The 22,033-nt window shown below is 39.3% G+C and carries 20 protein-coding genes and 2 pseudogenes; 6 read left to right on the top strand and 16 right to left on the bottom strand.

Annotated elements, in window-relative coordinates:
- Positions 1-51 precede the first annotated feature (51 nt).
- Entirely contained in the window at positions 52-1,044 is a 993-nt protein-coding gene (locus CCK98_RS03585) for a metal-dependent hydrolase (protein WP_088085311.1), read from the top strand.
- A 162-nt stretch (positions 1,045-1,206) separates the two neighbouring features.
- Here the strand turns inward: CCK98_RS03585 and CCK98_RS03580 are convergent, their stop codons facing one another.
- From CCK98_RS03580 to CCK98_RS03570, 3 genes are all read right to left on the bottom strand, one after another.
- The gene (locus tag CCK98_RS03580) at positions 1,207-2,517 is read right to left on the bottom strand and encodes an ammonium transporter (RefSeq protein ID WP_088085310.1); all 1,311 of its coding nucleotides are present in this window, start codon (positions 2,515-2,517) and stop codon (positions 1,207-1,209) included.
- A gap of 4 nt (positions 2,518-2,521) precedes the next feature.
- Positions 2,522-2,881, bottom strand: a complete 360-nt coding sequence (locus tag CCK98_RS03575; RefSeq protein WP_088085309.1) for a P-II family nitrogen regulator — start codon at positions 2,879-2,881, stop codon at positions 2,522-2,524.
- 206 nt (positions 2,882-3,087) lie between these two features.
- Entirely contained in the window at positions 3,088-3,474 is a 387-nt protein-coding gene (locus CCK98_RS03570; RefSeq protein WP_088085308.1) for a hypothetical protein, read from the bottom strand.
- Positions 3,475-3,608: 134 nt separating this feature from the next.
- On the opposite strand from CCK98_RS03570, the gene CCK98_RS35110 reads away from it, so the two are divergent.
- On the top strand, positions 3,609-3,773 hold the full coding sequence (locus CCK98_RS35110; protein WP_179195699.1) for a hypothetical protein: 165 nt from the start codon (positions 3,609-3,611) through the stop codon (positions 3,771-3,773).
- A gap of 56 nt (positions 3,774-3,829) precedes the next feature.
- Here CCK98_RS35110 and CCK98_RS03565 read toward each other — a convergent pair whose 3' ends face one another.
- On the bottom strand, positions 3,830-4,273 hold the full coding sequence (locus CCK98_RS03565) for an SRPBCC family protein (RefSeq protein ID WP_088085307.1): 444 nt from the start codon (positions 4,271-4,273) through the stop codon (positions 3,830-3,832).
- A gap of 363 nt (positions 4,274-4,636) precedes the next feature.
- On the opposite strand from CCK98_RS03565, the gene CCK98_RS03560 reads away from it, so the two are divergent.
- Both CCK98_RS03560 and CCK98_RS03555 read left to right on the top strand, forming a co-directional pair.
- Complete coding sequence (locus tag CCK98_RS03560) at positions 4,637-5,719, top strand: branched-chain amino acid aminotransferase (protein WP_088085306.1); 1,083 nt, start codon at positions 4,637-4,639, stop codon at positions 5,717-5,719.
- A gap of 625 nt (positions 5,720-6,344) precedes the next feature.
- Complete coding sequence (locus tag CCK98_RS03555) at positions 6,345-8,378, top strand: Na+/H+ antiporter (protein ID WP_088085305.1); 2,034 nt, start codon at positions 6,345-6,347, stop codon at positions 8,376-8,378.
- Between the two features lie 426 nt (positions 8,379-8,804).
- Here CCK98_RS03555 and CCK98_RS03550 read toward each other — a convergent pair whose 3' ends face one another.
- The 8 genes and pseudogenes from CCK98_RS03550 to CCK98_RS03520 form a co-directional block, all read right to left on the bottom strand.
- Complete coding sequence (locus tag CCK98_RS03550) at positions 8,805-9,515, bottom strand: DUF421 domain-containing protein (protein ID WP_088085304.1); 711 nt, start codon at positions 9,513-9,515, stop codon at positions 8,805-8,807.
- Positions 9,516-9,745: 230 nt separating this feature from the next.
- Positions 9,746-9,862 (bottom strand): annotated as a pseudogene (locus tag CCK98_RS36035) (Spo0E family sporulation regulatory protein-aspartic acid phosphatase); the annotation flags it as partial.
- A gap of 132 nt (positions 9,863-9,994) precedes the next feature.
- A pseudogene (locus CCK98_RS36940) lies at positions 9,995-10,102 on the bottom strand (S8 family serine peptidase); the annotation flags it as partial.
- 463 nt (positions 10,103-10,565) lie between these two features.
- A complete protein-coding gene (locus CCK98_RS03540) occupies positions 10,566-11,288 on the bottom strand; it encodes a LysR family transcriptional regulator (RefSeq protein WP_256942248.1) in 723 nt (240 codons plus the stop codon).
- A gap of 104 nt (positions 11,289-11,392) precedes the next feature.
- Positions 11,393-11,716 (bottom strand): MFS transporter, encoded by a 324-nt coding sequence (locus tag CCK98_RS03535; RefSeq protein WP_088085303.1) that lies wholly within the window; start codon positions 11,714-11,716, stop codon positions 11,393-11,395.
- Positions 11,717-11,737: 21 nt separating this feature from the next.
- Positions 11,738-12,853: a Zn-dependent alcohol dehydrogenase gene (locus tag CCK98_RS03530; protein ID WP_088085302.1), complete on the bottom strand. Its 1,116-nt coding sequence runs from the start codon at positions 12,851-12,853 to the stop codon at positions 11,738-11,740.
- Positions 12,854-12,880: 27 nt separating this feature from the next.
- Positions 12,881-14,401, bottom strand: a complete 1,521-nt coding sequence (locus CCK98_RS03525) for an aldehyde dehydrogenase (RefSeq protein WP_256942247.1) — start codon at positions 14,399-14,401, stop codon at positions 12,881-12,883.
- Between the two features lie 14 nt (positions 14,402-14,415).
- Entirely contained in the window at positions 14,416-15,795 is a 1,380-nt protein-coding gene (locus CCK98_RS03520) for a lyase family protein (protein ID WP_256942246.1), read from the bottom strand.
- Between the two features lie 183 nt (positions 15,796-15,978).
- Between CCK98_RS03520 and CCK98_RS03515 the strand changes: the two genes are divergently transcribed.
- Complete coding sequence (locus CCK98_RS03515; protein WP_088085301.1) at positions 15,979-16,776, top strand: IclR family transcriptional regulator; 798 nt, start codon at positions 15,979-15,981, stop codon at positions 16,774-16,776.
- A 284-nt stretch (positions 16,777-17,060) separates the two neighbouring features.
- On the top strand, positions 17,061-18,410 hold the full coding sequence (locus CCK98_RS03510; RefSeq protein WP_256942245.1) for an MFS transporter: 1,350 nt from the start codon (positions 17,061-17,063) through the stop codon (positions 18,408-18,410).
- 123 nt (positions 18,411-18,533) lie between these two features.
- On the opposite strand, the gene CCK98_RS03505 is transcribed toward CCK98_RS03510, so the two are convergent.
- The 4 genes from CCK98_RS03505 to CCK98_RS03490 all read right to left on the bottom strand — a co-directional run bounded on the left by CCK98_RS03505 (position 18,534) and on the right by CCK98_RS03490 (position 21,931).
- Positions 18,534-19,055 (bottom strand): DUF2179 domain-containing protein, encoded by a 522-nt coding sequence (locus CCK98_RS03505; RefSeq protein ID WP_088085300.1) that lies wholly within the window; start codon positions 19,053-19,055, stop codon positions 18,534-18,536.
- 103 nt (positions 19,056-19,158) lie between these two features.
- The gene (locus CCK98_RS03500; protein WP_088085299.1) at positions 19,159-20,304 is read right to left on the bottom strand and encodes a mandelate racemase/muconate lactonizing enzyme family protein; all 1,146 of its coding nucleotides are present in this window, start codon (positions 20,302-20,304) and stop codon (positions 19,159-19,161) included.
- A gap of 23 nt (positions 20,305-20,327) precedes the next feature.
- Positions 20,328-21,251: a glycine betaine ABC transporter substrate-binding protein gene (locus tag CCK98_RS03495; protein ID WP_088085298.1), complete on the bottom strand. Its 924-nt coding sequence runs from the start codon at positions 21,249-21,251 to the stop codon at positions 20,328-20,330.
- A gap of 29 nt (positions 21,252-21,280) precedes the next feature.
- Positions 21,281-21,931: an ABC transporter permease gene (locus tag CCK98_RS03490; protein WP_088090284.1), complete on the bottom strand. Its 651-nt coding sequence runs from the start codon at positions 21,929-21,931 to the stop codon at positions 21,281-21,283.
- Positions 21,932-22,033 lie beyond the last annotated feature (102 nt).

The following is a 22,033-nucleotide window of genomic DNA, read 5'->3' as shown; positions in this document are numbered from 1 at the left end:
TTTGTTGTACGATTTTTCCCCAATATATTAATAAAGTAGAGGAGTGATAGAGTGGATACTTTTTCGCATATTGTTATAGGGTTTGGCATTGGTGCTCTTGCTCAAATCGACCCTGCCGTATCATCTAATCAGACCCTATCACAGGCGGTCATGTTAGGGGTGGTAATAGGTTCAATTGCTCCTGATTTTGATATCATTTACAGATTAAAAGGAAAAGGTAGCTATTTCAGGAATCACAGAGGCCTGTCACATTCCCTTCCAGCTCTTCCTTTATGGGGATTACTGGTTTCAGGCTTACTTTACCCACTCTTCCCCGTTTCAGAATTTCTTCCTCTCTTTTTATGGACGTTCTTAGCAGTAATTCTTCATGTCTTTTTTGATTTATTCAATGTCCATGGAACGCAAATCCTTCTGCCTTTTTCCCAAAAATGGATTGCCTTTGACGCTATCCCATTATTGGACCCTTACATTTTAACACTCCATTTTCTAGGGTTTGGATTACTCTTTTTCTACCAGGCAGGGATTATCTTTTTAATCATTTATGTATTCATATTTTTATACCTTGCTGTTCGAACTCTGTCAGCATTATTAACCAAAAGGCACCTACAGCAACATTTTATTAGAGCTGACCGTATAAAACTAATCCCGCGCATCACCCTATTTAAATGGGATATTTTTATCGAGACGAGGGAGGACTTTTTATTTGGAGTTTATTCAGATAATACACTCGACATAGAACATACTCTTGCCAAAAATAATGACTTTCCAGTATTGGTTTCTGAGAGTACAAATGACGAGTCCGTGTCAGACTTTCTTGCCAGTACATCGTTCGCTTATCCTTTTGTTGCTGTTAGAAAAAACGGCTACTTTGTTTATTGGAAGGACCTTCGTTTTCGTACCAAAAAATTCTTCCCGTCCCTTGCCATCCTGTTTATTTCCTCTGATTTCAAAAGAAAGAATAGCTATATAGGCAAGGTAAGCTCTTTAAAACAATACAAAAAAGTGCTTCGCAGCTTAACGAATTCCTCGTCATCAATCAAATAAAAGTTTATAAAAAATGACCACGGTTCAAATACCGTGGTCATCTTTTAATATAAGGGGACGCATTTATTTCTTAGTTGCATCTTACCTGAACGATTCGGAGGTCAACGAAACAATAACGTTTGCATAAAATAAGGATCCCTCCGTGAAGGGATTCCAAGCTAACTACATTACTTCCTTCTCTTTCCTAATGGTAGGAGAAGCAACGGTGATCCCTGTTGTCTCTTCAAAATTAAATAGGCTAGTTGGGATATCGGTAAAACGCTCTAATTCATTGTAAGCAGGAATACCGTGATAAGACATATCTAAGCCCTCGTCCTCTTCCCGTTCTGTTGCTCGGAAACCAACTGTCTTTGTGCATACCTTCGCAATAAAAGTTCCAGCAATTAACCCCCAGACAATGACCACCACCGCACCCAGTAGCTGCACCTTTAGAAGCGAGAAATCACCAGTCGTTAAAAAGCCTTGGGACCGATCAAACAATCCAACAGCAATCGTTCCAAACACTCCGCCGAATCCATGAACAGCCACAGCGCCTACAGGATCATCCACCTTTAAATAATCGACTAACAGAGTAGCATAAATAACGAGCAAGCCACTTAAAGCTCCAATCAGGATTGCGCTCCATTCAGAAACATAAGCACAGCCTGCCGTTATTGCTACCAAACCAGCTAATACACCATTTATCGTCATACTCGGATCGGCTTTTCCGAACTTTCGCATCGTCAAAAAGAGAGCTGCCGACCCACCGCTTGCTCCAGCCAACATTGTATTAATAGCAATAGGCGCTAGCGCTGAGCTAGAAGCATCTAATGTACTTCCTGCATTAAAAGCAAACCAACCGAACCACAATATAAATGCTCCTGCTGATGCTAAAGGAATGTTACTTGGGGCAAAAACATTAACGCTGCCATCCGAATTAAACCTTCCTTTTCTCGGTCCCAATAGCTTTGCCATAGCCAAAGCAGTAAACCCACCAAGTGCATGAATTGCGGCTGAACCCGCAAAATCCTTCATTCCTAACTTTGCTAACCATCCTTCGCTGTTCCAAATCCAATGTCCAGAAAGAGGATAGATAATCATACAAATGAGCGCCGCAGTGACTACATAGGCTTTAAAATTCATCCGTTCTGCTACTGCACCCGAAATAATCGAGACACATGCCACAGCAAACCCCATTTGAAAAAGAACAAAAGCAACACTTGGCAATTCAAGAGAAAGTACAATTTTCTCTGGACTTCCAAGAAGGCTGGTCCCAATGAACCCAAAGGCATCTTTTCCAAACATTACCCCAAATCCGATAATCCAAAACGCCAAAGCTCCAATCGTTAAGTCCACAAAAATTTTCATTGTAACATTAACCGCATTTTTCGTTCGGACAAATCCAGCTTCCAGTAAACTAAATCCACCTTCCATAAACAAAACCATAGCTGCAGCAAGGACAACCCATACAGTATTTATATACATTAGCTCCATAAGATCACCCCTTATCATTCGCTAGATCATCAATATCATAGTCAATTGTCCCGGTCCGAATATTATAAGCTTCCAGAATTGGATAAATATATATTTTGCCATCTCCATCTTCACCGGTCTGGGCAGAATGAACGATGGTCTGGATCGTAGACTCTACCAAATAGTCCGAAAGAACAATCTCCATTTTTACTTTTGGATGGAGTGTCACTTGATAATTTTTTCCGCGATACACACCTTGCGTATCTTTTTGTTTCCCTCTTCCAACCACCTGTGAAACAGTAAAACCCGTAATTCCTAATTTTTTCAAACCCTTAATCGTATCTGTGAGCCTCTCCGGTCGAATGATTGCCTCAATCTTTTTCAAAGAATCAGCTCCTCGTGTCATATTTCCTAACATCAATATGTTAAAATATATAACAGCTAGGTATTCTCCGTCAATATTAATTTTTGGAAATCGGAAAATTCTAAAAAGATTCGGATTTATAAAAAAAGAAGGAGGCGGTTACATAACCGGCATCCTTCTTTTTCTAGACTTATAATTTTAATTTAGCCTGAGCCATTTTACGTTTTTTATTTCATTTCCCTCTTAGATTCCGTTAATTCCTTTATCTTAACAATCCAATCCTTGAAACTCCCATATTCACTTGAATCGAAGCCAAAGTACGACTTTATGAATTGGATGGTTTCGCTTTCTTGATCATGAAAAACTCCGTCTGAATAGATGAGTTGAAGGAGTTCGGTTAAGACGATGTTTTTTGAGCGTTCATTCTTAAATACTTTAAGGATTTCCCCAATTTCGAGACCCTTTATTTTATAATCCTCAAGTCCCATTTCCTTTTGGTACCTGATAAGTACGGAATTCTCAAATATAGATATTTTTCCATCAATTTTGGCAATCAGAGCAGCAAGTTCAAGAAACGCCTTCCTCTCCTCTGGCTGAAGTTCTGCTAGGAACATTCCTTCACATCTCCTTTAAGGGTTTGTTCTAAGTATACGAAAAAAGTAGGAGAAAGTTTCAAATTGTTGTTTCTCCATTGAATAATTACATCCATACTACATATACTACTCTTTGTGTTTAGGAGGTGAAGATCATGCCAAATCAACAAAACGACCAGCAAAAAGGGAAATCCAATCCTAATCAACAAGGTTCAGGGTCACAGTATCACAAAGAGCATGCGAGCAATGTTCCAGATTACGGAGCAAACACGGTCGACCCTAATGCATTTACTAATACCACTGAAAACAATGAACAGTAATTATGAATTTTTTAGACGCCCTATTGTGGCGTTTTTCTTTTTTACCACCCTTTAATTCACTTTTTTAGTGATTCAAGGATCTCCTTAATCTTTTTTAAATCTTTCATGTTTGCTCGCTTCATCATTGGAGCCATAAACGGTGCAAATACTTTTGAAAAACCGGTTGGATTTCCTTTGTTCCTTAAGGTCATTCGTGTTTGATTGCCTTCTAACGCTTCCCAAGTATAGGTCGTTTCCATTGGAAAAGGTCCCTGTGCGGTCTTCATAACCAGCTTTTTTTCTGGAATAAACTCTGTAATTTCATAGATATAGGCAAGTTCTCTCCCGAGGAATTGTGCTTTAAAGGCCACTCTTGAACCCAAGGTTAATGGTTTTTCGGTTTGCCATTCGGCTGATTGAATATTAACATACCATTCTGGGGCGTTGTCAGGATTGGCTGCATATTTTGAGACCTGCACAACTGGGCGTTCGATAATTATTTCTGTAAAAACATCAACCACATGTTTGACCTCCGTAACCTTCAACTTTTAGGATCTATTTTTTTCTTCTTTTTTTGAGCAACGTACCAAGCAAGTAATTCCATCTCTCGGTAGGGGGTAGTTAATTCTCCTCCAGTTTACATTTAGTTAAATATTACCACAATCATTTTTCCTTTAGTCGTGCCCATTTTAAATAGGTTCCATTACCCAAGATTTTGTTCATCTTAATCTTAGAGGATGGAAGTTTGTACTACTTAAGTGGTATAGTTAGATAATACAGTTAATTTCAATTCGGCTTCCCCATTTGGAAAACTTTGCTTTCAAAAGTTCAAAATAGCCTACTTTTCAACAATGTAAAGTAGAGAATCGACTAGAGGTGTAACCATGAAACAAGAAATTGGATTTGTTCAAAGAGAAGTTTTAAAAGAAAAGCCTGATTTTGCTTCACTTGGTTTTGGTAAGTATTTTAGCGATTATATGTTTGTTATGGATTATCAACATGAAATCGGATGGTATGACCCGAGAATTACTCCATACGAGCCATTAACACTCGATCCTTCTGCGATGGTTTTTCACTATGGACAAGCAATCTTTGAGGGGATGAAAGCCTATAAGGCAGCAGATGGAACGATCCAGCTCTTCCGCCCTGAAAAAAACATGAGGCGATTAAATGATTCATGCGAAAGACTGTGCATTCCCCAAATTGATGAGGATTTCTTATTGAATGCCATTAAACAATTGATTTTAACAGAAAAGGATTGGATTCCTGATGGAGAAGGGACTTCTCTATACATTCGTCCGTTTATTTTCTCAACCGAACCTTATCTTGGTGTTCGTCCTGCGAAACAATATAAATTGCTAGTCATTCTCTCTCCATCGGGTGCATATTATGGTGACCAATTAAGTCCTGTGAAGATTTATGTGGAAGAACAGTATGTTCGGGCGGTTATTGGCGGAGTGGGCCATGTGAAAACTGCTGGAAATTATGCGGCTAGTCTTAAGGCACAGGAAAAAGCCGATGAAAATGGATTTGCTCAAATCCTCTGGCTTGATGCAAAAGAGAAGAAATATGTCGAAGAAGTTGGCAGCATGAATATCTTCTTCAAGATCAATGGCGAAGTGGTAACACCAAGATTAAACGGAAGCATTTTACCAGGTGTTACCCGTGATTCGGTTATTGAATTACTAAAATATTGGAATATTCCTGTACGCGAAGAGAAAATTTCAATTGAAGAGGTTTTTGCAGCACATGCGCGCGGTGAGCTTGAAGAAGTTTTTGGTGCAGGAACAGCTGCTGTTATCTCCCCTGTTGGCGAATTAACTTGGAATGACCAAGCGATTACAATAAATGACCATCAAATTGGTGAACTCTCTCAGCGCCTCTATGATGAAATGACCGGAATCCAACTTGGAAAAAAAGAAGATCCATTTAACTGGACAGTGAAAGTTGCCCAGGTGGAAGTTTAAGAATAAAAACCGGGCACAGCCCGGTTCTTTTTTGTCTACTGAATTTACCTCTTCACGGACATCAGTCAATTCCTCTAGTTACCACCAAACTGTTTTTTCCCTCTTCAAGAGCACTATACGCTTCCTATGATTACCGCTGAACCTTTTTTCCACTGTCTCGGGCTCTATACGCTTCCTATGATTACCGCCAAACCGTTTTTTCACCTTCTCGGGCTCTATACACTTCCTACGATTACCGCCAAACCGTTTTTTTCACCTTATCGGGCACTATACGCTTCCTATGGTTACCGCCAAACCGTTTTTTTCACCTTCTCGGGCACCATACGCTTCCTATGGTTACCGCCAAACCGTTTTTTCCACCTTCTCGAGCACTATACGCTTCCTATGGTTACCGCCAAACCGTTTTTTTCACCTTCTCGGGCACCATACGCTTCCTATGATTACCGCTGAAACGTTTTTTCCACCTTCTCGGGCACCATACGCTTCCTGTCCTTACTACCGAACCAATTTTGGCGGACAGTGCCATTCACTGTTCGCTTATTTTTTTAAAAAAAGTGAAATTACTCTCTTTAAAGTGTTGAAAAATATCTTTGTTACACAAAATACTTAGGAGAGGAGACATGAAATGGAATTTTTTCTACTTACACTTTTATTACTCGCTGTTATCGGCTTATCTAGTTTCATCCATCATTTTATGCCATACATACCAGTGCCGCTGGTTCAAATTGCACTAGGGGTTTTACTTGCGGCACTCCCAATAGGAATTCATATCCCGATGGAGCCGGAATTGTTCTTCGTTCTATTTATCGCTCCCCTGCTTTTTCATGATGGAAAAAATGTTTCACGACACGCATTATGGAAATTACGAAAACCAATCCTATTGCTAGCTCTTGGGCTTGTGTTTGTCACCGTATTCGCAATTGGATACTTAATCTATTGGCTCATCCCGTCGATTCCATTGCCTGCTGCTTTTGCGTTAGCGGCCATCCTTTCTCCTACTGATGTCGTTGCAGTGAGTGCCATTTCAAGCAGGGTAAAGATACCGCAAACAATTATGCATGTCCTTGAAGGAGAAGGACTCATGAATGATGCCTCCGGTTTAGTAGCGTTTAAATTTGCCGTAGCCGCCACTGTGACGGGCGTTTTTTCATTGGCTGAGGCAAGCTGGAGCTTTTTAGTTATTTCCATTGGAGGTTTAGTAGGTGGTGCCATTCTTGCCGTCCTTATTATCCAATTGAAAATCTTTATTCGACGGCTGGGAATGGAGGATGTAACGATTCACATGCTCATCCAACTCCTCACCCCTTTTGTGATTTTTTACCTGGTTGAGCACTTCCATCTCTCTGGCATTTTATCTGTCGTAGCCGCAGGCATTGTTCATACCATCTATCGCGATCGTGACCAATCCCCTGCAATGCAATTGCAAGTGGTTTCTCAAAGTACCTGGACCGTACTTATCTATATTCTAAACGGATTGGTATTTGTGCTGTTGGGCTTACAAATACCAAGTGTCATTAGTGAAATTTTTCAAGACCCATTGTTTAATAATTGGGAAGTGAGTAAGTATATTTTCATCATTTCTGTTTCACTTTTCGTCCTTCGCTTCTTGTGGATCGGGGCTGCCTGGCATTGGGGCTGGCTGAAAAAGCAAATCCAAATGCCTTCGATGAGAGCGATTGGCATCATTACGATTTCAGGTGTACGAGGGGCTGTTACACTAGCCGGTGCATTTACGATTCCCTATGTACTGGCGGATGGAAGTCCCTTTCCTCAGCGCTCGTTATTTATCTTTATTGCTGCCGGGGTGATACTTGTAACACTAGTAGCAGCGAGCATTTTCTTGCCGATTCTCGCCAAGCCGGATAAAGGAAATACGGATAAACTTAAGGAGGAAATGGAACAGGTTGCTATGCTCCGGACAATTGACTCCGCGATTCGTTCGATTCGAGAATTGATGAATGATGAAAATCGTGGAGCAGCTGTCTCCGTTATTTCAGCATACACTCAAATTCGGAATCGCCTTACTAATCTAAGTGATGAAAACTCCGAGCGACTAAAATTAGTAGAAAATGAAATTCGGATGAAGGCCCTTGATGCCGAAGCCAACTACATCGAAAAATTGAAAAAAGAGGGACAAATTGACCGTGAAATGACTTATATGTCTGAAGAACATATCCATCGGATGAGGCTCGCGGTTACAAACCGAATCCACTACCGTAGGTTATTTATTTGGACCTTGGTTAAAAGAAGTTTGTACCAGGTTGTTCATCTTTTTCTGCCAAATAACAAAGAACGGCTTAAACATCGCCAAGCACAAATAAAAAAGATCATCCGACTAAAAGTAAACATGGCGAAAGCAGCTATTCAGTATTTGAAGAATCAAATGACTTCTGAAAATGCCAATATTTATTTAGTCATTATCGGAGAATATAGCGAATTGATCATGAAATTAAAACTAGCCAAAAAAGGCGCAGATTCTACTCACTACACACAATTACAAAGAGAATTACGAGTGAAAGCATTTCAAGCAGAAAGAGATGAAATTCAGAACTTGTACGAAGAAGGTGAAATCACTATTGATGTCACCCGGAAAATTCGTAAGCAGATCAATATACGGGAAGCTTATTGGATAGAAGAAAGTAGTTTGCATTCTCATTAACGGTACAGAACATATGCTAAGGCGGCAGGAACCATATCCCTGCCGCCTCTTTCTTTGGAAAACAAAAATTATCCACCTAATCCGGAGTAATAATCTCCAGCTTACCTTCCTCATCGGTTACCACGATCAACTTTTCTGCATAGAGATAAGGAGTATCAAACCTGTCGTACTTTTTGAAATCAACATAGCTATTATTGGCAGTCGATACCGGGAAGAATGCGAACAGTTTCAGTCACTATTCGCCGATCTACCACATTTCCCTTTTTTGGTATTTTTCTCCAAAAATGACTTCTTCTTGAGGAAAACAACACCTAAGGTAAAAAAGTGACAGGCACCACGTATGGACAAATGTCCTTTTGTGGTGCCTGTCACTTCTTTGTGTGGATAAGTATATTATGTGAAATAACAAGTAAACTGGCTTGATGCCTATTCTTTATCAATGGGTGAAATAATATGGTCCTTGTATGTATCAACATAAATATTACCATTAGCAGCCAGAACAGCATAAACTACCTCTTTTTTGCTTAATTTACGTTTATCTAATTCTAATTGCAACCATTTATGTGAAAGATTATTTTGTTTTAGATTTTGCTCCATCACTTCTCCATCCATTATTAGTTCAATAGCTAGCCTTTGTTCTTGCATTTCCGGAATCATTAAATCTTGTCTTGTAACGTACCGATATTGTGGTTTCTTTAATACGGTTAATGTTCCATTTGTCTCTATAATTGCATATAGAACCTCTTCAATATTAAATATATCTTTTTCTCTTAATTGTTGGTTTAAATAATCTAAAGTATAGCGCATCTTCCTCATGTTATTTTCTAATATTTTTCCATTTTGTAAAACGATCGTTGGATCTCCTGCAAAAAATTTTCTACCTCGTTTACTTTTTAGCGAAATAACCGCAGTCAAGAATACCACAGCAACAAATATGCTAAATGAAAGGAGAGTAAGATGAAATGTTATAGAAGTATTAAAGGCTAAGTTTGCTGCAATTGCTCCCATTGTAATGGAAGCAATAAAATCAAACATGGTCATTTTTGAGATAGTTTGTTTGCCTAATATCCGCGCACCGATAAGTAAAAGACCAAAGGAAGTGATTGACCTAAGAATTACTTCATATTGTTCAGGCATATTCACACCCCTTTCAAACCTGTTTTTATTATTTTTATCTTTTACTTGTTAGCTTTAGAAAATTCTTTTTTAGAGTGAATGAATATTTATAGAACCGCAATTAATTCGTTATATGAGATGATGTTGAGTTTACGTCTAATCGCTAAATAATACGAAATAAAGTTACTTCAATTTGTAAGAAAACATCAAAAGAAGCCTTTGCAATTGATAAATTTTGTATATAGGATGGCTTAATACCACACCCCATCATGCCTTATTTTGAATAACTGATTTAATAAATTGTCTAACTCTTGACTACATTGAATGGTTTTGGAATGAAGAAATCCATACCACTTATTAATATCAAATAATTCATTTCTCTATTCCTCTATCTCTTTTGTTACCTGTTTTAATAAAGTAGCCATCCCTTTACCTCTCCATTCGAATAACTCTCCAGTAAGAATTCTATCTTGATGTGACTGCCGAAATTAGCGGCCCTAACCACCTTTGTATGCATCCTTTAAATCAGGGTGATTATAGTCAATCCCAGTATCAAGAACAGCTACTTTTACGCCTTCTCCGGTAATGCTTTCCTTATGTAACTTTTCAATCTTAAAATAAGGAATACTCTCAACAGAAGTTGTGATTTCTCTATCAACATCTGTTGGAAGATCTTGCTTAATAGGATCAACAATAGGATCAACCTTACTTTTCTTAAAATTCTGAATTTACAACCCTGACCATGCCTCTTTTTTAGAGTAATATTATCAGTATGTCCAAGAGTTAGAGATTCATTGCAATTGCTCTAAAGTTATTGCACCAGAACCTGTTCCACCTGTCATAACGTTACCTCCCCACTAATAACGGTGTAATATCACTACTAAAAGAATATCGTTCGGCTTTGTTACTCCATAGTAGAAATGCTATTCCAAATTTTTTGGATTACATTAATAAAAGATTGAATTGTTACTACGTTTTCTTTTTCCTTCAACGTAATGATAGAGGTTTTTACTTTTACCTTGTTCTCAGTAACTAGGATCGGGACTAAATCACCATTGCTAATTTCTTTTTTTATGCAGCACTGATTCCCAACCCTACCCCGATTTTATTCAATACGGCCTTTTTGATACCATCTAAACTTCCAAATTCTATTACGTTTTGTGATGAGAGATTCGTTTGCCTCAAATATTTACTCATCATCGTTTCAAAATATCCGTCAGCTTGATATTTAATTAAAGGAAATTTCGTCAGTAATTGGTCTTCCGGGTATCTAGCATATAAATCTTTAGAAACCACTAGAACCATGTCGTCCTCTGCAATCACGATGTTTGTCATTCCATTTTTACTTAGCTCGCCCGAAATAATCCCTATATCGTATTTGTTTGATTCTATCCCTTTTATAATTTCATCCCTTTTGCAGGAAATCAACTTAATCTGTACATGGGGATATAGCTTCAGGTACTCAGATATGACATAAGGAAAATAATTCGCACAATAGCTTTCACCAGCTGCAATCGTTACATTGCCATACGAATTTGAAAATTCGGTGAATGATGATTCAATCTCCTCTACTATGGAAAAAAGCTGATCCGTATATGTTTTAAGGATTTCACCTGCAGGTGTCAAAAAGTTCTTCTTTCCAATCCGTATAAATAGCTCCTGATTCAATTCTTGTTCGAGCGTCTGAATTTGTACAGTTACAGCAGGTTGAGTAAAGTTTAACTTTTGCGCAGCCTTTGTAAAATTTAAGTACTCTGCTGCGAATTTGAAAGTTTTCAGATGTCTTAATTCCATAATAGTTGCTCTCCATACTATCAAATTTTTTTGGACTGGTGCATATTAGTATAGTGCTGAATATCAATAAAATAATGTTATGGTTACCATAATGTCTTTTGATTTTACATTAAAATCCCCTTCATTAGTATTTTGGGAATGTTATTACAATCTTGTACTGTTTGTATCACTTTTGGCGGTTTGTAATATTTAGTTAATAATAGAGTTACAACAAGACCAACGCCTCCGATATTATAAAACATAACGCGCCAGCCCCAAGTATCTGCTTTTAAACCAGTAAAGTATAAAGTGAGAGCCGACCCTATTAACTGAGCAACAAATAAAATTGACTTCGCTCTTGCATGAACTTCTCTTTTGAAAATTTCTGTAATAGCTACACCAAAAAAAGGGTGTTTAAATTGACAATCCTCAATTTTAACACCCTCCATTTGAGTGGCTTTTTATAATAATTAATTGTTAAATTCGATAACTGCTCTTCCTACATTTACACAATTGCAGTCATGGAAAGAATCAAATGCTTGATTAATATTTTCTAATGCAATCCGATCCAACACGAGATCATCCAATTTGAATTTTCCATCTAAATACATTTGAGCAATGATTGGGAAGTCACGGAATGGTTTTGCATTACCGTAAAAGCTTCCTTTCAATACTTTTCCGACTCGATGGAATCCTCCCGCTGGAATATTTAACGTTTTTTCAGGATTGAACGCTCCAACCACAACGACAGTTCCACCTTTTCTAGTACTCTTCCATGCACTTTCTGTCGCAACGGTATGACCTGAACAATCGATTGCAAAATGAACTCCAACGCCATTTGTCAGTTCTTTTAGTGCTGCTTCTACATCAACTTCAGAGGAATTGATTGTATGGGTTGCGCCAAACTGTTTGGCAATGTCCAAATTAGCAGGTTTTACGTCACAAGCAATAATTTTAGAAGCACCAGCAATACGCGCTCCTTGAATCGCATTTACGCCCACTCCGCCAATGCCGAAGATCGCGACGGTAGAGCCAGGTGTCACACCTGCCGCATTCACTGCTGCCCCATAGCCTGTTGCAACGCCGCATCCAATCAAGGAAGCTTGTGCCAAAGGCATTTCATCCGGCAGCTTTATACATGACATTTCCGGAACAACTGAATACTCTGCAAAAGTGGATAATAAAGAATTGTGATAGACTCTTTCTCCATTTTGGCTCAATCTGGTAGTACCATCTAACAGCGTTCCTTCAAACATTGGACCAAATGCAGATTCGCATAAGTGAACTTCCCCGGTCACACAAAACTCACATGTCCCGCAATATGGAACCCAGCTTAAAGCTACTTTATCGCCTACTTTGACGTTGGTGACATTAGCCCCAACGGCTTCAACAATTCCCGCTCCCTCATGTCCAAGAATCGTTGGTGTCGGCGTAGTCGGATCATTTAAAGAGTTTAAATCACTGTGGCACACACCCGTTGCTTTAATTTTCACTAGAACTTCATTCGCTTTTGGTTCACTAAGTTCCACTTGTTGAATGGATAAAGGTTCGCCGATTTCAGTCATTACTGCTGCGTTCATTTTCATTGTCTTTTCCCTCTTTCTGGTGAATTTTTAATATGCAAACCAAATGGCTTTTGATTTTGTAAATGCTTGTAATGAATGAATCGCATACTCTTTGCCCCAGCCGCTTTGCTTTAATCCTCCAAATGGACTGGCAAAATCATAGCATCCATATCGATTGACGAAGACCATGCCCGCTTCAAGCTGATTGGCTACACGATGAGCACGGGAAGTATCTCCGGTCCACAGCCCTGCTCCAAGACCATAAATCGTATCGTTGGCCATCTTGATTACTTCTTCTTCTGTATCGAATGGAATGATGGATAGAACAGGCCCAAAAATCTCTTCCTGTGCAATTTTCATGTTATTATCCACATCGGCAAAAATCGTCGGTTCGACAAAATAGCCTTTCGCATTGTCACCCGTTGTGTCCCGTTTTCCACCGGCGACGATACGTGCACCTTGATTTTTACCGCTCTCAATGTAATTTAATATGGATTCCATATGCTGCTTGGATACCTGCGCCCCTTGATCACTGGCAGGATCAAACGGATCACCGCACTTATAATTTTTCGCGTACTCCGCTATTTTCTCGACCACTTCATCATAGATTTCACGTTGCGCAAATAACCGGGTCGGTGCTGAACATTTTTCACCCTTATGGGTAAATAATCCGTAAAAAGAACGCTCAATAGCGGCATCTAAATTTGGGAAATCACTAAAAATAATGTTCGGCGACTTACCGCCCAGTTCTAATGTGACTGGTTTTAAATTGCTATCAGCTGAGTCTCGGATTAATTGTTTTCCGACATGTGTACTGCCTGTGAATGATAGTTTATCAATGTCCATATGACGGCTAATATAAGAACCAACCGTACCATCACCTAAGACCAGGTTAATAACACCCTTTGGTAATACTCCAGCTTCGTCAATGATTTCGAATAATCGAATCGCGGAAAAAGAAGTTTTATCAGCTGGCTTTAAGATGACCGTGTTCCCCATCGCTAAGGCAGGTGCTAGTTTTAAAACAGCCATTTGAATCGGGAAGTTAAATGGCACAATTTGCCCGCATACACCGATAGGGTCCCTTGTTGTGACACTTAAGAAATTGCCTTCTACTGGATTGTTTTCGCCGTAATATTTATCTGTCCAGCCTGCGTAATATTCGAATAAGTCTGCTGCTTCTTGCACATCATCGTTGTACGCTTCTTTATATAATTTTCCGTTATCAAGAGCCTCTAATGTGGCAAGCTCCGCATGATGTTCATGGATAAGTGCGCTAATTTTCCGTAAAGCCTTTCCTCTATCCTTGCGGCTCATCTCTTTCCATGGACCCTGTGTGAAAGCAATCCTTGCTGCTTGGATGGCCGCATCTACATCTTGCTCTTCCGCACAATGGAAATTCCCGATAGCTCCTCCATTCGCTGGATTGATAGAATCGATTACTTTATCTCCAGAACTGTCTACCCATTCGCCATTGATATAGAGATTTTTCGTAGTTTTAAGCCATTCATGGGCCCACTGTAATTTGGGCTGTTCAATGCCCTCAAAATGCTTGGTTTCTAAGGTCACGATCCATACCTCCATTATTCTAGTAAGTTTTTGATAGATTCACGATCATGTTCTTTCATTAATTTTGAAACGGCCGAATACCCCATTCGCTCCTTCAATTCCACGACAACCGGAATCAAGGTATTTGAGAGTGATTCACATCTTTCTTCATTCGGCGTGATATCCTTAAGGCATCTTTCTGTAAAGGAATGAGCAGAGTTCGCCAGCATATGTAATCCGTTTAAGATATTGGCACCTGCTAAACCTTCAAAGACATTTAAGTCAAGCTCACCATGTTCTAGTGCTGCTTGAACAGCGCGGTCACACCCGAGGACTTGAAAACAGCTTTGTATCATGGTTTCAGGGATAACTGGATTCACTTTTCCTGGAAAAAAGGAAGAACCAGCCTGAACAGATGGCAAAGTAATTTCAGAAAATCCTGCTTCGGGTCCGGATGAAAGCAATCTTAAATCCTTCGCCACTTTGATGAGTGATGTTGCTAATAAGCTGATTTCCTTTGACACATGTGCTAAGTCATCGATGTTTTGTGCAGCATCAAATAAATTGTTACGTAAGGTCACATTCATTTGCGATACTTCACGGAGCTTCTCCATGATTACCGCTCTATATTTTTCAGGTGCTCCAACGCCGTTTCCAATAACGGTCCCGCCTAGGTTAACGTTAAGTAATGACAGGACTGCTTCCTTTAATGAACGGTGGCGCCTTTTCAGTAAAGCTGCATATCCACTGAAGACTTCTCCAAGCTGTACTCTCATTGCATCCTGTAAACACGTTCTGGAGATTGTCGTTATGCCCATAAACTCTTGAGATTTTTTCTCAAGGATGTTAGCCATTTTTATCAACTCTTGATCTAATTGATCAAAACAACGGACAATCGCGAGACGAATAGCTGTATGGCATACATCCGAAGTCGATTGAGAAGCATTTACATGGTCTACGGGATGAACTGACATGTAGGTGCCTAGAGAACCTCCTAAAGTTTGATTAGCTAAATTTGCTAACACTTCATTTACATTCATATTTGTACCGATACCACCGCCGCCATGCAGAATATCGACAATGAACTGGTCCTGGTAATTCCCTTGTATTAATTGACCACAAGCATTTAAAATAGCGTTTCCAATAGAGTCATCGAAAACATTGGCTTCAAGATTCGCCAGCGCTGCCGCTTTTTTCACCAGCGCTAAAGCCATGATATATTCGGGATAATTTTTTAATGGCTGGCCCGAAAAGGAAAGATTTTGTACCGTTCGAACGGTTTGAATTCCGTATAAAGCAAATTGAGGAATCGTAATTTTACCGAAGTTGTCTACTTCTGTCCGTGTTCCAACCTGGTTTTCCTGGCTAATTGAAATCCCTCCTACCATACTTATAAAAGCAAAATGCATCATCATCTCCATAGCCTCTATTCCATGAAGATTGCGATCATTAATTTGTTCACATTACGAACGTAATGTTCACATAAAGAACTTACAGTTATTATACGACCGAAAAAAATAGGAATCAATACAATTTTCAAAATTTTTTCGGAAAGGGTGAATTGACATTTAATGATTTGATTACGATATAATAAAAACATGGAAAATAATAATCAAATCACATCAAAACAATCGATAAATAAAGATAGTTCTTCTGTACAAGCCGTTGACCGTGCGTTGATGCTCCTAAAGCTGATTGGGGAAAGTGCGACACCCATTTCGGTGGGCGATCTGGCCAAACAAGCGGATTTGAACCGTACCACAGCTTGGCGTTTGATCGGAAGTCTCGAAAATCAAGGATTTGTTGAAAAAGACCCTGTATCAAAGGGGTATCAACTCGGATATGCCATTCATATTTTGAGTACGCAAACTGGTGATCCATACGGGTCACTCAAACGAAGGGCCTACCGGACATTGGAAGAACTAAAAGGTGAAATCGGTGAAACTGTCCTGCTTAGTGTTCCGAAGTATGACGGAACACTTACGATTGATCAAATAGACACCGATCATAGTGTAAGATTAAGAGACTATTCCAATACGATTTCACCTTTACATTGCACATCTAACGGAAAAATATGGTTAAGCTTGCTGTCCGAGAAGGAGTTGGATATTTTTTTAGAGCAGCCGCTTAAATCGTATTCCAAGTATACAATTACAGATCCCGAAGAACTGCGTAAGGAACTGCTTAATATCCGTGTTCAAAAGGTGGGAACAGCGATTGGCGAACTAGATGAAAGTGAAAATGCGATTTCAGCTCCTATCTTCGATAAGAAGAAGAATTTAGTCGCATTTGTTACGGTCGGCGGCCCAAGTTTCCGCCTGCCAGAGGAAGCCACTTTGGCATTACGTAATCGAATGCTGGAAGCAGCAAAAAAGATCGAAGAACAGTTAGACTAATCTAAAAAAACATTTGGATAAAAAAAAAGAGGATAACATTTTACGATGCTATCCTCTTTTTTTGTGTGTAATCGATTCTACAACAAATTAAAAAAATGGTTTGACAATAACTAAAATAATAGATAATAATTAAATAACATTCACATAATGGACAATAAGTTCACAATAAGAACAATCCTTGTTTCACCCAAAATGAAATCGCTTTCCTCTATAAGCAGTTTCATACATGTAGATTAGGCTATAAGTATCCTTAAGGCGGAACAAATTATGGAGGAGGTTTTACTTTGGAAAATTTAAAGATGGTAAGTACCAATAATAGAAATACAATTAAGTTAGATGACGCTCCCTTAAACAAATTTCATATCAAAATTGCGGGTCTGACATTCGGTGCTCATTTCACTGACGGATATATTTTAGGTATTATCGGATTTGCCCTTTCATTGCTGACACCGCAAATGCACTTATCCCCTTTCTGGGTCGGGCTCATTGGAAGCTCTGCTCTCATTGGTCTTTTCCTAGGCAGCCTCGTTTTAGGATGGGTATCTGATTATGTAGGCAGGCAGAAGATCTTTGTATTCAGTTTTATCGTCATAACGGCTGCATCTGTTTTACAGTTTTTTGTTACCAGCCCTTTAGAACTTGCCTTATGCAGAATTTTGCTTGGCATTGGGCTTGGCGGCGATTACAGCGTTGGGCATACGATGCTGGCTGAATTTTCGCCTCGTAAACATCGCGGAGTATTATTAGGGTCATTTAGCGTCATCTGGACGTTTGGTTATGTAGCAGCAAACTTGATTGGAATATTATTCACTGATTCTTCTCCTGATGCTTGGCGATGGATGTTAGCCTCATCAGCTATTCCAGCTGTCATTATATTATTCGCGCGAATGGGTACACCTGAGTCACCTAGATGGCTCATTAATAAAGGTCGAAAAGAAGAGGCACTTGCCATTGTCCAAAAACATGTCGGTCCAAATATCGTTCTTGATGATGAAGCACCAAAGCAAGTAAAAAACAGTTTTGCCACATTATTTAGTAAGGAATTAAGAAAACGCACTGCATTCAATTGTATATTCTTTGTTTGTCTCGTTATCCCTTATTTCGCTATTTACACGTTCCTGCCTGATATTTTGAAAGCAATCGGATTAAGCGAAGGGTTTGGAACAGATTTACTATTAAATGGACTTCTTATTGTTGGTGCACTTCTTGGCATTTGGTTCACGATTAAATTTTCTCGAAGGGGATTTTTGATCAATTCTTTTATCGTATTGATCATTACACTCGCTCTTCTCAGCTTTTTACCTAGCGGTGCCAAAGTACCGATGATTCTTTCTTTTGCGGTCTTTACTTTGATTATGTCTGCTGTTAGTAATCTAGTTGGTGTGTTTCCTGCTGAAAGTTTCCCGACCGAAATTCGTTCTTCTGGAGTTGGACTTGCTACGGCTGTAAGTCGATTTGGTTCGGCGATTGGTACATTCTTACTTCCAATAGGGATTGCCAATATAGGGGTACAATCTACTATGCTTTTAATCACCGTCGTACTTGTTATCGGAGCTGTCGTATCCTACGCCTGGGCTCCAGAAACGAAGTCACTATCGCTTAGTGAAGCAAGTCATACTAAAAATAAGAAATAAAAGATCTTTCGTTAAGTAAAAGGTTTATTAACGAAATGAATCAAGAGATAAAAAGAAGCCAAGCTCAAAAGCCTGGCTTCTTTTCATGTTTATAATTCTCGTATTCTAAGAGTAGACAAGAATTCAGCTTATCCTGTAGCGGTTGCTTTTTAAAAAACCACCCCTGAAGTACTTTGGTTCGTAACTGACAATAAAAGCTTGCGGGTCTGCTAATAATATATCTTGATATAACCGGGATTGCAGCTTTCTGGCGATTATAATAGTAAGTATGAACCTCTCACCTTCCAACCCCTCAGCCAGCCAGCCTGTTACACCGTAGCCTTTTTGACGAAGCCCTGCAGCCATATCTGCATTATTTCCATTTGTAGTAACCTGAACAGTGACGAATCCAAGTGCCAGCCATTCTTCGATTTTTATTCCTATAAGGATACCGATTCCATAACTTAAACAATAAACTAAAAGGTTTATGGGTTTATCCAGGTTATCAAGGACAAGCTTAAGTCCAATCACATAAATCATTATATCGATACAACTTACAACCGCAGCAACATATCGGTAGCCCTTTACTGTCAGGATCATGCGAATGGTTATTAACGAGACATAACAAATCTGCAGTAAAAAGATTGTGCATATTGTCAATAACATATTTTCCACCCGATATTTTCTGTTATAGGATAAGAATCTCCCCGCAAATTCAGATTTTACCTGTATTCACTGGAAGATTCCTTGTTTCTAGATTATTCACCTATTAAACGATGACGGTCGAACTTTCACCAACATAAAAATGATTAATTTCATATTTTTTCAATGCCTCTTCATCTAATTCAATACCTAGCCCAGGTTTTTCAGGAGCAACTAAATAACCTTCAGAATCGATCATTAAGTGTTCTTTTTGGATATAGTCACGACGGTCGGTGGACCATGCCGGCGGGTCATACGGGAACTCCAAGTACGGACAATGACTAACGGCTGCTGCAAGATGCAGGTTTGCAAGTAACCCGATTCCGTTTGACCAGGTATGCGGACTAAACCATGCGCCGCTTCCCTGTACAAGCTCAGCAATTTTCTTCACTTGTGTAATTCCCCCTGACAGGGCAACATCTGGTTGGTATACGTCAAGAGCATTCACTTTATTCATTTCTCTAAAATCGTACCAGTTACGATTCATTTCTCCACCTGCAATGCGGATTCCAGCCATGTCACGCAATTTTGCCATTAATTCAAATTGGTGTGATGGGAGGGGCTCCTCAAGCCAGAAAACATTTAACTGTTCCAGCTCTTTCGCTACTTGAAACGCCATTTTCAAATCCCATGTACATTCAACGTCCCATGGCATCTTCCATCCCTGGTTAGCATCGACCATAATCTCAAGTTTATCGCCAACGGCTTTTCTTACAGCTTCAACGACTTTTATATCATCCTTTACATCTTCGTGATGAAAACGAATTTTCATCGCCTTAAATCCTTGATCCACAAATCGTAGTGCACGCTCAGCTCGTTCTTCAGGAGTTACGATTTCACCAGTTGATGCGTAAGCAAGAATTTTATTCGATTTGCCACCTAGTAATTTATACACAGGCTGCCCTGTCGCTTTCCCCATTAAATCCCAAAGGGCTAAATCAAGTGGCCAGCAGCGGCCATAATGGAAGTTGATATTGTCTATAACCTGTGCATGTCGTTCAATAGCAAACGGATCATGCCCAATAAATAAATTCTCATGACCTTCTAATCCCATTAACAAATCGCCCGAGCCAACTCCTGTGATGCCTTCATCTGTATGAACGTAAACGACAGTTGAAGCAAAGTTCTTCCTTGGCTGAGGGTCCCATGCCGCTTTGAATGGCGGCTCCAGTGGTTTTAAATACTGTTTAATTTCAATGGAAGTAATCTTCATTTTTATGTGCTCCTCACCTTAATTTATTTGTTAATCAAACCTGTTTTTTCTAGGAATTCCTTGGCTACATCAGCCGTATTTTTCTTATCCTCATCTACTTTGGCATTTAATTCCGCCATCGTTTTATCATCAAGCTTCCCTGAAAGTTGGTTTAGGAAGTCAGCTATTTCTGGGTGTTTCTTCACAAGATCTTTCGAAACAATTGGAGCAGCAAAATACGGAGGGAAATATCCCTTATCATCTTTTAAAGGAACTAAATGAAGGGCAGGTATATTTCCAGCTGTAATATACGTTACATAAACATCAATATTTCCTTCAGCAACTGCGGAAAAGCCTAATGCGATATCCATTTCTTTATGATCTTTAAACTCAAATCCGTACACTTTTGCTAATGGTTTATATCCGTCTACACGATCATAGAAGGCTGGGTCCATCCCAATAACAAGTTTATCTGCATGGGGGACCAAATCTGAGTATGTTTTGATGTTAAGCTTTTTTGCCATATCTTCTTTCATAACTAAAGTAAACGTATTGTTGAATCCGAAAGGCTTAAGCCATGTAAGTCCTAATTCTTTTTCATACCCTTTTTTCGTCTTCTCATAAACTGATTCAGGCGTATCATTTGGTTGTAATGTGTTTTTCAGTACATTCATATACCCTGTTCCTGTATAATCAGCTGCTACTTGTAAATCCCCATCTTTTAAGCCTTGATTTAGTATAGCGGAGGTTGCAAAGCCTCCTTCTTTAATGGTAATGTTGTGATCCGTTTTATTCTGAAGTAGTTGACCCATAATTTGGGCAAGCAGATACTGCTCTGTGAAGTTTTTGCTTGCTACCACTAAATCGAGTTTTTCTTTTGAACCACCAGAGGTTTGTGATGAGTTACTCGAGCATGCAGCTAAAAGCACGATAAATATTGAAATACTTATCAACCAAATTTTCTTCATCTTATATTCTCCTTTTATATAATTTTTGTTTATGCAACTTTGTCTTTTTTATTGGAATCATTCTGTTTCACTTTCTTCGTATGGCTCTTCTGGTTAAAAGGAGTAACTTTTCTTTCCAGTTTCTTTAATAAGAATTCTGTTAGGATTGCTAAAAATGCTGCCGGAATAGCTCCCGCTAACACTAATTCAGGACGCATCAAAGCTACACCACGGAATATGATTTCCCCTAATCCTCCAGCTCCAATAAATGCCGCAATCGTAGTAATACCAATGGTCCATACAGTTGCAGTTCGGATTCCGGCCATAATAACCGGAAGAGCAAGTGGGATCTCAATAATCCATAAAATTTGCCAGCTAGTCATCCCCATGCCACGACCTGCATCGACGACAGATTGATTCACTTCCACAATTCCCGTATATACATTTCGGATGATGGGGGCTAATGCATAGAGAACCAAGGCTATCACTGTAGGTTTCACTCCAATCCCTACAAACGGCATTAGAAAACCGAATAGGGCAATACTAGGTATCGTTTGAAATACACCTGCAAACCCTATGATGCTATCAGCCAATTTCTTATTTCTACTGAGGTAAATTCCCAAAGGAATAGAGATGAATAAGGCAATGATGATCGAGAGGAGTGAGATGTAGATGTGTTGCCCTAAACTCACTAAAATCATATCCCAGCGATCCGTATAGATTTCTAATAAACTAGTAAATAAATTTGATTGTTGAGTCACATGAATACCTCCTTTAATCGCGATTTAAAGCGCTCTCATTAC

It is taken from the genome of Bacillus sp. OV166 (assembly GCF_900177675.1).
In the GTDB taxonomy this organism is placed as follows: domain Bacteria; phylum Bacillota; class Bacilli; order Bacillales; family Cytobacillaceae; genus Neobacillus.
This window is presented reverse-complemented; position numbering and strand designations above follow the sequence as displayed.